Genomic DNA, 11,789 nt, shown 5'->3' with positions numbered 1-11,789 from the left:
TCGTCCCGCTCGACGGAGAGACGGTGCCGGATCTGAGACGATCGTGGTGCCATGACGGAGATGACACATTGCGTCTCGTGCGGCGGCGGCGCCGTGGCCCCCGACGGCCGCTGCTGGGACTGCGGTCACGCGCAACCCGCCTTCCGCGCCCATCTGGAGCTGACAGTGGACGGTGGCGCCGCGGGGGTGAGCGATCGCGGCCTGCGCCGCGCGGTCAACGCGGACGCGATGGCGCTGACCAGGATGGGCGCATGGACGGTCGGCGTGGTCTGCGACGGTGTCTCCATGTCCCCCCGCTCTGAGCGCGCCGCCCAGGTGGCCGCCGAGGCGGGCGCGGCCGCGACGGCCGCGCGCCTGCGTGCGGGCGCGCTGCCGGAGACGGCTCTGACGGAGGGCGCACTCATGGCGGGCCGAGCGGTCGCCGCCCTGGCCGGGATCCGCACGGCCCACCCACCAACCGCCCCGGCCGCACCCGGGACGAGCAACGCGACCCTCCCCACTGGCCCGGCCACACGCCGGCCGACCAGCGCGGTCGCGCCCGCCGAAGCGATCACCTCGCTCGCGGCGGCGGAGCTCGGGGCGCCCGCCTGTACGTACGTTGCGGGCGTCGCCGGTCCGGAAGGCGTCTGGAGCTGCTGGGTGGGCGACAGCCGCGCGTACTGGCTGCCGGACGAGGGCACCGGCATGGCGTTGACCGAGGATGACACCGGCGAGCACGAGGCGCTGTCCGCCTGGCTGGGCGCCGACGCCGGCGCACCGGAGCCGCGCGTCCGCAGCTACCGTCCCTCAGCCCCGGGCCGCCTGCTGCTGTGCACCGACGGCCTCTGGCGCCACCTCCCCGACCCGGGCTCTCTGCGCGCCCACGCCGCCCCGGCGGGCGACCTCCTGAAGGCGGCGCGCGCACTCGTCGAGCACGCCATCGCCGCGGGCGGCCAGGACAACATCACCGCCCTGCTGATCCCCTTCCGGCCGACGGACGTGCCGCGGCGGCCCTGACCCGATCCCGACACGGGTCAGGCCGGTTCAGGTGGCAGGCGGGCTGCGATGCCGTCGAGGATGAGGTCGAGGCCGAGCAGGAACTGGCTGTCGAAGTCGCCGTTGTCCACCTGCGAGTGCCGGGCGAGCTCGGCCTCCCGCTCGTTCAGATGGCCCGCGACCCGGGCCCGGATCTCGGCGTCGGCCGCAGGGGTGCGGACGGTGGCCCACCAGGTGTTCTCGGAGGCGACGAAGCCGTTGACGTAGGAGGACAGGGTCCCTACGGCGGCGGTGAGCTCGGGGCCGGTCAGGCCGGCGCGGGCGAGGGCGGAGTAGAACAGGCGGGAGCGGGCCAGCGCGTTCGGGCCGAGCAGGGGCCGGGTGGCGGTGACTGCGGGGACCCAGGGGTGGCGGCGCATGACGGCCCGGCTCTGGGTGAGCTGCCCGACCAGGGTGCCGCGCCACGGGCCCGGCTCGCGCGGCTCCTCGATCTCGCCGATCACCTCGTCCAGCGCGAGGTCCAGGACGTCTTCCTTGCTCCGTACGTACTCGTACAGCGACATCGTGCCGGCCCGCAGGCGTGCGGCGAGGGCCCGCATGGAGAACCCGGGCACGCCCTCGGCGTCGAGGAGGCCGACGGCGGCCTCGACGATGCGCTCACGGGACAGCCGCGGCCGGCGCGGACGCCCGTCCTCGCGTAACCAGATCGACTCCGGCATCCCCGACGTCCTTCCGTGCACTGTACGGAAAACCGTACGGCTAGCTTAGGCGGCCCCGAAGGAACGGAGGAACTGTCATGGACTGGGAGCGGGACCACGCGATGCTGGCCCTGCGGATCGACCGCCTGGCGACCGGCGGCCTGTCCGGCACGATGCTCATCTACCGGGGCCCGGCGGAGTGGAGCGACCGGGTCGCGGCCGAGCCGCCCGCCGAGCCCGCCGCGCTGGCGGAGGAGGCCGAGCGGCTCATGGAGTGCGCCCCGGACCCCTACCTGGCCGCCCACGTACGGGCGATGCGCGCCGTGGCCGGCCATCTGGCCGGCGAGCGGCTGCCGCTCGCCGAGTACGGCAGGGAGTGCCTGGGCCTGGAGCCGCGGTGGGTGCCGGAGGAGGTGTTCGAGCAGGCGCACGCCGAATTGGACCGGGCCCTGCCGAGGACGCCCGGTTCGCTGGCCGAGCGGTTGCGGGCCTGGCAGGCGGCCCACACGCTGGAGCCGATCGAGCGGCTGCCCGAGCTGGTGGACAGGGCGGTCGCCGAGACGCGGCGCAGGACGAACGCGATCATCCCACTGCCGCCCGGCGAGGTGGTGGAGTGCCGGCTGGTGGAGGGCGTGGGGTTCCACGGGGCGGGCGCCTACGAGGGCGGGCTGAAGTCCACGATCCACATCAACAAGGAGATCCCGTTCAACCTGGCCGACCTGCTGTATCTCGTCGCCCACGAGGGACATCCGGGGCACATCGCCGAGTCGATGCTGAAGGAGGCACACCTCGGGGAGCGGCAGCGGGTGCGGTTCATGCTCTCGCCGTCGTTCGTGCTCAGCGAGGGGCTCGGGCTGCTCGCCGAGGAGCTGCTGTTCCCCGGGGACGAGGCACAGGTCTGGCTGAACGCGAACGTCCTGCCCGAGGCCGGGATCCGGCCGGACGGGAGCGACTTCGCGGCCGTTCATCATGCCAAGAACGTGCTGTGGGGCGTGTGGGGCAACGCGGCGTTCCTGGCGGCGGAGGGGCGCGGGGAGGCGGAGCTCGCCGCGTATCTCGGGAAGTGGTCGCTCTACGGTGACGGCGAGATCGCGGGCGCGCTCGGGCTGTTCAGGCCGTCGGCGATGCGCCCGTACATATTCGGTTATTTCCATGGATGGGAGCTGCTGCGGCCCTGGGTGACCGGCCCGGACCGGGTCCGCCGCCTGCTCATCGAGCAGCTACTCCCCGCCGACGTGACTCCCTGACGCGCGCCGCGCGATCAGCTGCTCGACGCCGTCGAGCAGCAGGTCGAGGCCGAAGCGGAAGTCCGCGTCGTCCGCCCAGGAGTCGGCACCGTGCATGACGCCCCCGCGCACGGCCGCCGAGAGGGCGGGGTAGGTCTCGGGGTCGAGCACCTCGGCCAGCACCTCGCCGTAGTCGAAGGGGCTGTCGATCCCGCTCTCGTCGAACTCGGCGAACCCCGTGCCCATGGTCTGGACGAGCGCCGCGTCGGTCAGCGCGTAGCCGGTCAGCGCGCTGGCCACGTTGATCTTCTCGCCGTCGTCGAGCCCCGTGCCGTCGAGCGCGGCCAGCGCGCGGTCCAGCCAGAGCAACCGCCGCGGCCCCAGGGGCGGGGCGAACCGGGTGATCACCAGCAGCCACGGGTGCCCGAGCACGAGGTCGCGCTGGGCCCGGGTCCACCGGCCGAGGTAGTCACGCCAGGGCAGGCCGCCCGGGTCCGGCGGGTGGGGCGCCACGTAGTCGGCCATCGAGGTCAGCAGGTCCTCCTTGCTGCCGACGTACCGGTACAGCGCCGTCGCCGCGACCCCCACCCGCGTGGCCACGCTGCCCATCGACACCCCGGCCAGCCCCTCGGAGTCGGCGATCTCGATGGCGGCGGCGGTGATCGTGGCCAGGTCGAGCCGCGGCCGCGGCCCCCTGCGCGACGCCGGCTCGCGCCCCCACATCCGTTGCAGCATGGGGGGAAGCCGCCGTTTCTGCGCCATCCACATCCTCCTCGGCTTGACTCGCTCCTAGGATTCTGCATTACCTTGAAACTATGAACGTCATACACAGTAGGCCATTCACAGATGCCATTGTCGCCCGGGGACTCACCAAGTCCTTCGGCGACACGCGGGTGCTGACCGGGATCGACCTGACCGTGCCCACCGGGTCGCTGCTGGCCGTACTCGGCCCGAACGGCTCGGGCAAGACCACGACCGTACGGATCCTGACCACGCTGCTCGCCCCCGACGGCGGCACCGCCATGGTGGCCGGGCACGACGTGACCCGGGAAGGCGTGGCGGTCCGCCGCGCCATCGGGCTGGCCGCGCAGCAGGCCACCGTGGACGCCCTGCTGACCGGGCGGGAGAATCTGGAGCTGTTCGCCGGCCTCTACCACCTGGGCCGCCGCCCCGCCCGGAAGCGGGCCGACGAACTGCTGGAGCGCTTCGACCTGGCCGCCGCCGCGAACCGGCGGGCCGGCACGTACTCGGGCGGCATGCGGCGCCGCCTGGACCTGGCGGCCAGCATGGTGTCGGCGCCGCCGATCCTGTTCCTCGACGAGCCCACGACCGGGCTCGACCCGCGCAGCCGGGCCGAGCTGTGGTCGGTGATCCGCGAGCTGCTCGGGTCCGGCACCACCATCCTGCTCACCACGCAGTACCTGGAGGAGGCCGACCACCTCGCCGACCGCGTCGTGGTCATCAACGGCGGCCGGGTCGTCGCCGACGACTCCCCCGCGGCGCTGAAGCGCCAGGTCGGCTCGGAACGCCTGGCGCTGCGCCTGGCACAGGCCGCCGACCTGCCCCGCGCGGGCGCCGCCCTGACCGGCTTCGGCGCGCACCTCGACGCCGAAGCAGGGGAGGTCACGCTGGCCGTCCAGGACCCCGACCACCTGCGCCGCACGCTGGAGGTGCTGCACGGGGCGGGCATCGCCGTCGAGCACGTGGAGCTGCGCACGCCCACCCTCGACGACGTCTTCTTCGAGCTCACGGCGGCCGCGGCATGAGCACCCCCATCACCGCCGCGGGCGACCTGAGCCGCCTGGTCGTCCGCGACCTGCGCCGCGAGCTGCGCGTCCTGGACGGCCTGATCGTGAACACGGCCCTGCCCGTGATGATCATGGTCCTCTTCGTGTACGTGTTCGGCGGCGCGATCACGACCGGCTCCAGCGGCCTCGACTACATCGACTTCGTCGTGCCCGCCGTGCTGCTCATGTCCGGCGGGTACGGCGCCGCGCTGACCGCCGTGACCATCTCCGACGACATGACCGGAGGCATGATCGACCGCTTCCGCACCCTGCCCATCAGCGGCTGGGTGGTCCCGGCGGGGCACGTCGTGGCCTCGGTGATCCGCAACGTGGCGTCCTCCGCCATCGCGCTGGCCGCCGCGCTCCTGCTGGGCTTCCGCCCCGACGCCACGCTCGCCGACTGGGCGCTGGTGCTGGCCCTGGTGATCGGGTACGTGCTGGCCATGTCCGCGCTGGCGGCGGTCTGGGGCCTGCTGGTCAGGTCGTCCCAGGCGGCCGGGGCGTTCAGCTTCTTCGTGCTCTTCCTGCCGTACGTGTCGGACGGCATCGTGCCCGCCGAGACCATGCCGGGCGTGCTGCGGGCGTTCGCCACCCACCAGCCGCTCACGCCGATCATCGAGACGATGCGGGGGCTGCTGCTGGACCTGCCCATGGGCTCGTCGGGGGCGGTGGCCACGGCGTGGCTGGCGGGCACGGTCGTGCTCGCCCTGCCGGTGGCGGCGGTGCTGTTCCGCCGCAGGACCGCGTCAGGCGGCTAGCGGGGCGTCAGGCGGCCAGGAGGAGGGTCAGGCCGCCGACCGTGTAGCAGACCATCAGCACGAACAGCGGGATCTGCCCGGCGACCGCGCGGGCGGGCGGCAGCAGGCGCACCGAGCGGTCGTGGGCGGCCACCACGCCGGCGACGTGGCCGAGCACGATGGCCAGCACCTGCACGGTGGCGATCGTCGCCGGCGCGACGGCGTTCAGGTCCGGCTCGGCGTCCAGGCCGAGCGCCAGGGCGACGGCGTGCCGGCCCTCGACGACCAGCAGCGAGAAGTAGTGCGCGATCAGGTAGCCGACGGCGATGGGCAGCAGCGAGTGGGCGAAGCGGGCGGCCAGCCCTCTCGTGCCGCCGATCAGCCCGGCCGCGCCGAGGCAGGCGGCGTACAGGACGGCCACGCCGGCCACGGCCGCCAGCAGGCCGAGCGTGCCCAGGCCGGTGCGGCCGAGCGGCCCGGACTGCAGGGCGTCCACCCAGACGGGGGCCGAGGAGAAGCCGTCGTAGCCGGTGCTGCCGAGCAGCACGCAGACCGTGGCGACCAGGCCGGGGGCGGGCTCGACGGCGTCGAGGCCGTCGAACGGGTTGCGCAGCACCCGCCTGCCGTCGGCGCGCCGGCCGAGCGGTGACAGGTGGCCGATCAGGGTCGAGTACACCTCGAACGGGTCGCCCCGCTCCAGCCAGGCGTGGCCGTAGACGAGGGTGCCGGCCAGCTGCGCGGCGCCGTACAGGGTGAGGAAGGTCAGCAGGGTGAGGGGCGCGGCGGGCTCGGGGGCGGCCAGCTCCATCCACGTGAACGCGAGCAGGCCCGCGGCCGCGGGCCAGTAGCCGAGCCCCGGCGGGTACGGGCGGCGCGGCCGGTCCGGCAGCAGCCGGAACGGGTTCAGCGCCCGCCCCACCGGCCCGAGCAGCAGCGACGCCGGCACGAGGCCGACCCAGAAGAGCACGTACACCAGGTACGGCCCCGCGTTCTCCGTGTCCGGGCCGACCGCGAGCCAGCCGAGGGTGTGGACGGCGGCCAGCAGGGTCAGGACGCGGGCGGGGCGCGCGGGCAGGCGTACGGGGATCACCCGGCCGGCCAGGTCGCCGCGGAAGCGCGAGTCGGCCCAGAGCAGGCCGAGGGCCAGGAACGACACGACGAGCGCCGCGAACGCGCCCGCGTAGGCGTAGAAGAGCGGGATCGGCAGGTCGGCGCGTTCGCCGACACCGTGCGCGAGCACGCCCACCGGCCCGGGACCGCCGCCGGGTGCGAGCACGCCCACCGGCCCGGGGCCGCCGCCGGGTGCGAGCACGCCCACCGGCTCGGTGTCGCCCGGTACGAGCACGCCCGCCACCGGCGAGCCGACCGGGTCCGCCGTCATCGGACGGCCAGTTGTGTCAGGACCAGCCTGCTCCCGTGGGTCTCCACCTGGAACACCCCGGTCAGGTCCGCCGTGAACCGCACGGTCGCGGGCACGCCGGGCCGCAGCTCGGCCGTGATGTCGTACCCGTGGACGTGCACCTCGTCGGCCACGTCGCTGGTGACGGTGATGCCGACCTGGCGTCCCTTGCCCACCTCCAGCCAGCCGGGAGCCGGGCTGACCCGGCCGCGCGCGATGGTGATCTCCGCGTCCGCCCGCCCGCTCGGCGCGCCCGTCGCCACCTCGTGGCTGTTGCCGGGGTCGCGGTGGCCCTGTGCCAGCGGCCCGCACCCCGCCACCAGCACGCACGCCAGCACGGGGACCAGGCCGCCTCTCACGCGGAGACCTCGGCCCCGGCGGGCCGCTCCTCCGCCGCGGCCCGGCCGCGCCCGGGCGCCAGCACCACGACGGCGCACAGCACCCAGAACCCGGTGACCAGCCCCCGGATCCACCCCGGCCCCAGCGGGATGACCGGAATCAGGTACACCAGCCGGTCGAACGCGTCCGCGCAGGCCAGCACGCCCACCACGATCGTGGACCAGCCGAACACCGGCCGCCCGGCCCGCAGCGCCGCCCCCAGGCACAACCACCACGCCCCCATGAGCAGCAACGCCACCCCCGCCTGCGCCGAGCTGCCCAGGGCCGCGGCCACGACGTCGAGCGCCAGCCCGACCGCCCCCGCCGCGGTCCCGGCCACGACGAGCCGGTGCCGGCGCAGGCCGATCGCCGCCGGCCCGGCCGCCACCCCGCTCCCCGGCGACGTTTCCCCACCGCCGCCGTACTGCCGGGCGATCCGCCGCGATCGCCACCAGAACAGCCCCGCCAGCAGCCCCAGCACCACCGACCCGCCCAGGGCGAGCTGGGCCTCCACCTTGCCCAGCCCCGAAGCGCCGAACCAGTCGCACCCGGCGGGCAGCCGCGCCTCGGAGGCGCTGAAGTCGGCGCACAGATACAGCTTCACCAGCTTGACCGGCTCGGCCAGCAGCCGGTTCGACCCGCCCGACAGCGCGGGCGCCGCCGCCGCGCAGACCGGCAGCACGGCGGGCGAGGACGCGCCCACGTCCCCCTGCCAGCAGTTGCCCGTGCCCTGCCCGTCCCACCACACGTCCAGCCCGTTCGGCCGCCGCTCCCCCGCCGGGCCCACGCCGAACACGTTGCCCTCGTAGCGGTTGTGGTCCGACGTGTCGGCCTGCTTGGCCAGGTCGTTCTCGCCCCTGATGAACGCCGGCACGCCGAAGAGCTGGAACGCCGCCCGCCGATGCCCCCAGACCTGGTTGCCGGCGAAGACGTTGTAGTTGCCGCCCGCCACGATCACGCCCGTCCCCGGCGGCACGCCCACCTGCGAGCACACCACGCCCCGCTCGTATCCGCGCTCGGCGGGGGGCTTGGCGCAGGTGCCGTCCCGGGTGTGCCGGTAGTAGTCGCGGTTGTTGTCGTAGATCTTGTTGTTCTCGAACCTGGCGTGGTTCTGCGGCAGGCCGGGGTGGGAGGGCCAGAGGCTGTCCATCGTGGCGCCGACCATGTTGTCGTAGAACTCGTTGTCGTGCACCCAGAGCGAGTCGCCGGCGGTGCCCGAATAGCCGAGCGCGTTGTCGTGGCTCTTGCACCGGCGGATCTCGATGGCGTAGCGGGGGACGTCGTGGCCCCGGCCCTCGTTCAGGTTGGAGGAGCTGCCGGGGTAGAGGCCGCCGTCGCCGTTGCCGTACGCCTCGCAGTCGGTGTACAGGCCGTGGTCGCTGGCGAAGGTGAGGAAGCCGTACTCGTCGTTCCACCGGGTCAGTACGCGGTCGATGACGAAGCCGTCGGTCTCCAGGACGTACAGGGAGTTGAACGTCGTACGCTGGGCGGTCAGGTTCCGGAAGTAGACGCCGTCGGCGCGGTCGGCGCGGATGGCGTTGAGCTTGCGGTATTCGGCGTCGACGACCACGTCCAGCGGGCCGGCGCCGGCGCCCTCGATCTGGAGGTCGCGCTTGCCGAGGATGGCGACCAGGTTCTGGTTGTGCGGGCACTGGAGTTGCTGCTCGTAGCTGAGGATCTGGTAGCCCCAGTCCGACCGGCGGGCGGGGAGGTTGGCGCAGTCGCCGGTGGGGGCGGACTGGCTGGGTTCCTCCCGGTAGAGGCCGGGGAGGAGGGCGATGGTCATTCCGGGCCGGTCGACCTGGTCGACGGCCTCTTGCAGGTGCCGGACCCCTTTTTCCTGACATTTCGCGAAAAGGTCAAGGTTGCGGGCTTTGAGGTCCGCCGGAAAATTCGCGATCCGACGCTCGAAGTCTGCTTTGTCGGACTTGCAGACCAGCAGGTCCGGCTCGCCCGTCCGCAACACCGGCACCGTACCCGTGCCGTCGGGGAACGTGACCGGGCGCTCCTCGTGGGCCAGGGCGGCGCCGCCGGGTAACAGCAGGCCCGACGCGAGCACGACGATCAACGCGAATTTTCGCATGGGGGGCATGGTCGCGAGAGTAGAACAAGGCTCATGTTCTGCCTAGGCCGGAACGACCGGCCGGAACGCCGGAACGCCTCACGAAGGCACCGTCAGGTGCGCCTTCGTGAGGCGTTCCGGAAGAACCGCGCGTCAGACGTTCCGCAGGGATCGCCCGCGAGACTTTCCAGGAGGACCGTCCGTCAGGAGGCGGTCATCCCGCGAAGGACCGCGTCCACGACCCGTTCGGCCAGATCGGGCGCGAGCCCGCCGGCGGGACCCCACTTGGTGTGCCACAGCATGGTCCCGGAGATCATGGCCATGCCCATCTCGACGTCCAGGTCGGCCCTGAGCTCGCCGGTGGCGATGCCGAGCTCGATCACGGCGCGCATCGCCTCCCTGCGTGGCTCGACGGCGCGCTTGAGGAAGCGCTCCATCAGCTGGGGATAGCGGTCGGCCTCGCTCATCGCGATGTTCATCACGCACCGGCTGCGGAGGTCGCCCGACTCCTGGCGCATCGCGTCGACCAGGCTGATCAGGTCGTCGCGTACGGACGTGCCGGACAGCACCGGCAGCGGCGCCTTGAGCGTGGAGAGGGCGTCGACGATCAGGTCCTCCTTGTTGGACCAGCGCCGGTAGATCGTCGTCTTGCCGACGCCCGCCTTCGACGCGATGGCCTCGATGGTCAGCTCGGACACCCCCATGCCCTCGCCGATCAGATCGAGCGTCGCGTCGATGATCGCCTTCTCGGCCTTCTCGCTGCGCGGACGACCCGCCGGGCGGGCAGTCCCTGAATCCTGGATCGTCATCGCGGCCTCACACTACCGCTGGTTCCTTCTGTTCCGCCGCATGCTTGGCGGGGCGTGCCTTGCCGGGCATCCACCGTGCCACCACGGCGATGCCGAGCAGCCCGATCACCGCCGACACGAGCGCCGTGACGTGCATGCCGTCGAGGAAGGCGTTGAACGCCGGCTGCACCAGCGCCTGCCCCCTGTCTCCGAGCGACTGCACGACCCCCATCGTCGCCATGATCGACTCACCGGCCGCGTGCTGCGCGTCGGCCGGCAGCCCGGCCAGCGCGGGCGCGATCTCGCCGCGGTAGCTGGACGACAGCACCGAGCCGAGCACGGCCACGCCGAGCGCGCCGGCCACCTGGCGGACGGTGTTGCTCATGGCCGAGCCGACACCGGCCTTCTCCCTGGGCAGCGCCTCCATGATGGCGGTGGTCGCGGGCGGCATGATGTTGGCCATCGCGGCGCCCTGGAGGAAGAAGACGACCTCGATCAGCACGATCGGCGTGTTCTGGTCCATGAGCGCGTAGCTGGCCAGCGCCAGCGTCACCACGATCATGCTGACCGTCGCCGACAGCTTGCCGCCGAACCGCTCGTTCACCCGCTGGCTGAGCGGCGCGAAGATGAGCTGGGCCGCGGCGAACGGGATCATCAGCGCGCCCGCCTGGATCGGCGTGAATCCCAGGACGATCTGCAGGTAGAACGTCAGGAAGAACATCCCGCCCATCATCGCGAAGAACACGATGCCCATCATGCCGATGGCCGAGCTGAAGCGGACGTTGGAGAAGTTGCGCACGTCGAAGACCGGGTGGTCGATGCGCCGCTCCCACCACACGAACACGCCCAGCACCGCCACGCCGAACAGCGTCGGCACGAGCACCTCGGCGCTGGCCACGGTGGCCAGCTCGCCGCCGCGGATGATGCCGTACACGATGGCCACCAGACCGATGATCGACAGCACCACGCCGACCGGGTCCAGCCTGGACGGCTTGGGGTCACGCGACTCGGGCACGATGGTGGCGATGAGGATCATGCCGATGATCACGATCGGCACGTTGATCAGGAAGACCGAGCCCCACCAGAAGTGCTCGATCAGCAGGCCGCCCGTGATCGGGCCGATCGCCACCGCGAGCCCCACACCACCGGCCCACACGCCGATCGCCTTGCCACGCTCACCGGGCGGGAAGACATTGGAGATGATCGCCAGCGTGGCCGGCATGATGGCCGCGCCGCCGATGCCCATCGCCGCCCTGGCCAGGATCAGTTGCATCGGATCCTGGGCGTAGGCACTGGCGAGCGAGGCCAGGCCGAACAGCGCCATGCCGATGAACAACATGCGCTTTCGCCCTGTTCGGTCACCGATCACGCCGAAGGTGAACAGCAACCCGGCGAACACCAGCGTGTAGGAGTTGATCGCCCATTCCAGCTCGCTCTGAGTGGCGCCCAATCCGACGGTCTCGTCGGCGATGGTCTTCATCGCCACGTTCAGGATCGTGTTGTCGAGCACGACCGCCAGCAGGCTGAACACCAGCACGCCGAGGATCCCCCACCGGCGTGGATGCCCTGAGTTCGGGTCCATGGAAACATCCCTAATTTCGATACGTCTGAGTTTCGCAACGTCACCGTATCGCAAGCTATTCCGATACGCAACGGTCCCGTTTCGTAAATCCTCGGTTAACTCTCCCCCACCGCAGCCCGACTTCCACTGTCAGCCCAGCTCAGCGCCCGGAGGCACG

Annotated in this window: 11 protein-coding genes; 4 read left to right on the top strand and 7 right to left on the bottom strand. The window is 72.4% G+C overall.

What is annotated here, in order from left to right:
* The first annotated feature begins 51 nt into the window (after window positions 1–51).
* Window positions 52–996 carry a PP2C family protein-serine/threonine phosphatase gene (locus ACBJ59_RS05385; RefSeq protein WP_375109059.1) on the top strand — a complete coding sequence of 315 codons (945 nt, stop codon included), beginning with the start codon at window positions 52–54 and terminating at the stop codon, window positions 994–996.
* 17 nt (window positions 997–1,013) lie between these two features.
* Here the strand turns inward: ACBJ59_RS05385 and ACBJ59_RS05380 are convergent, their stop codons facing one another.
* Window positions 1,014–1,694 carry a TetR/AcrR family transcriptional regulator gene (locus ACBJ59_RS05380; protein ID WP_375109058.1) on the bottom strand — a complete coding sequence of 227 codons (681 nt, stop codon included), beginning with the start codon at window positions 1,692–1,694 and terminating at the stop codon, window positions 1,014–1,016.
* A gap of 77 nt (window positions 1,695–1,771) precedes the next feature.
* Between ACBJ59_RS05380 and ACBJ59_RS05375 the strand changes: the two genes are divergently transcribed.
* Window positions 1,772–2,920, top strand: a complete 1,149-nt coding sequence (locus ACBJ59_RS05375; RefSeq protein WP_375109057.1) for a hypothetical protein — start codon at window positions 1,772–1,774, stop codon at window positions 2,918–2,920.
* Here ACBJ59_RS05375 and ACBJ59_RS05370 read toward each other — a convergent pair.
* Window positions 2,894–3,661 (bottom strand): TetR/AcrR family transcriptional regulator, encoded by a 768-nt coding sequence (locus ACBJ59_RS05370; protein WP_375109056.1) that lies wholly within the window; start codon window positions 3,659–3,661, stop codon window positions 2,894–2,896. The genes ACBJ59_RS05375 and ACBJ59_RS05370 overlap by 27 nt on opposite strands.
* Before the next feature lie 53 nt (window positions 3,662–3,714).
* On the opposite strand from ACBJ59_RS05370, the gene ACBJ59_RS05365 reads away from it, so the two are divergent.
* Entirely contained in the window at window positions 3,715–4,665 is a 951-nt protein-coding gene (locus ACBJ59_RS05365; RefSeq protein ID WP_375109055.1) for an ATP-binding cassette domain-containing protein, read from the top strand.
* Window positions 4,662–5,444: an ABC transporter permease gene (locus ACBJ59_RS05360; protein WP_375109054.1), complete on the top strand. Its 783-nt coding sequence runs from the start codon at window positions 4,662–4,664 to the stop codon at window positions 5,442–5,444. The genes ACBJ59_RS05365 and ACBJ59_RS05360 overlap by 4 nt, the downstream gene beginning before the upstream one ends.
* 7 nt (window positions 5,445–5,451) lie before the next feature.
* Here the strand turns inward: ACBJ59_RS05360 and ACBJ59_RS05355 are convergent, their stop codons facing one another.
* From ACBJ59_RS05355 to ACBJ59_RS05335, 5 genes are all read right to left on the bottom strand, one after another.
* The gene (locus ACBJ59_RS05355; RefSeq protein WP_375109053.1) at window positions 5,452–6,804 is read right to left on the bottom strand and encodes a hypothetical protein; all 1,353 of its coding nucleotides are present in this window, start codon (window positions 6,802–6,804) and stop codon (window positions 5,452–5,454) included.
* Window positions 6,801–7,181: a hypothetical protein gene (locus tag ACBJ59_RS05350; RefSeq protein ID WP_375109052.1), complete on the bottom strand. Its 381-nt coding sequence runs from the start codon at window positions 7,179–7,181 to the stop codon at window positions 6,801–6,803. The genes ACBJ59_RS05355 and ACBJ59_RS05350 overlap by 4 nt, the downstream gene beginning before the upstream one ends.
* Window positions 7,178–9,283, bottom strand: coding sequence for a right-handed parallel beta-helix repeat-containing protein (locus ACBJ59_RS05345; protein ID WP_375109051.1), 2,106 nt, complete (start codon window positions 9,281–9,283; stop codon window positions 7,178–7,180). The genes ACBJ59_RS05350 and ACBJ59_RS05345 overlap by 4 nt, the downstream gene beginning before the upstream one ends.
* Before the next feature lie 182 nt (window positions 9,284–9,465).
* Window positions 9,466–10,071, bottom strand: a complete 606-nt coding sequence (locus tag ACBJ59_RS05340; RefSeq protein ID WP_375109050.1) for a TetR/AcrR family transcriptional regulator — start codon at window positions 10,069–10,071, stop codon at window positions 9,466–9,468.
* Window positions 10,072–10,078: 7 nt separating this feature from the next.
* Complete coding sequence (locus tag ACBJ59_RS05335) at window positions 10,079–11,632, bottom strand: MFS transporter (protein ID WP_375109049.1); 1,554 nt, start codon at window positions 11,630–11,632, stop codon at window positions 10,079–10,081.
* Window positions 11,633–11,789 lie beyond the last annotated feature (157 nt).

The organism is Nonomuraea sp. MTCD27, assembly GCF_041950495.1.
Taxonomy (GTDB): domain Bacteria; phylum Actinomycetota; class Actinomycetes; order Streptosporangiales; family Streptosporangiaceae; genus Nonomuraea.
Note: the sequence above shows the minus strand (reverse complement) of the source record. Positions and strands in the feature narration are given on the sequence as shown.

Bases quoted from the DNA above. Each gene is read 5' to 3' on its own strand.
- ACBJ59_RS05375 (WP_375109057.1), top strand. From the start codon at position 1,772: ATGGACTGGGAGCGGGACCACGCGATGCTGGCCCTGCGGATCGACCGC.
- ACBJ59_RS05365 (WP_375109055.1), top strand. From the start codon at position 3,715: ATGAACGTCATACACAGTAGGCCATTCACAGATGCCATTGTCGCCCGG.
- ACBJ59_RS05385 (WP_375109059.1), top strand. From the start codon at position 52: ATGACGGAGATGACACATTGCGTCTCGTGCGGCGGCGGCGCCGTGGCC.
- ACBJ59_RS05355 (WP_375109053.1), bottom strand. From the start codon at position 6,804: ATGACGGCGGACCCGGTCGGCTCGCCGGTGGCGGGCGTGCTCGTACCG.
- ACBJ59_RS05345 (WP_375109051.1), bottom strand. From the start codon at position 9,283: ATGCGAAAATTCGCGTTGATCGTCGTGCTCGCGTCGGGCCTGCTGTTA.
- ACBJ59_RS05380 (WP_375109058.1), bottom strand. From the start codon at position 1,694: ATGCCGGAGTCGATCTGGTTACGCGAGGACGGGCGTCCGCGCCGGCCG.
- ACBJ59_RS05370 (WP_375109056.1), bottom strand. From the start codon at position 3,661: ATGGCGCAGAAACGGCGGCTTCCCCCCATGCTGCAACGGATGTGGGGG.
- ACBJ59_RS05340 (WP_375109050.1), bottom strand. From the start codon at position 10,071: ATGACGATCCAGGATTCAGGGACTGCCCGCCCGGCGGGTCGTCCGCGC.
- ACBJ59_RS05335 (WP_375109049.1), bottom strand. From the start codon at position 11,632: ATGGACCCGAACTCAGGGCATCCACGCCGGTGGGGGATCCTCGGCGTG.
- ACBJ59_RS05360 (WP_375109054.1), top strand. From the start codon at position 4,662: ATGAGCACCCCCATCACCGCCGCGGGCGACCTGAGCCGCCTGGTCGTC.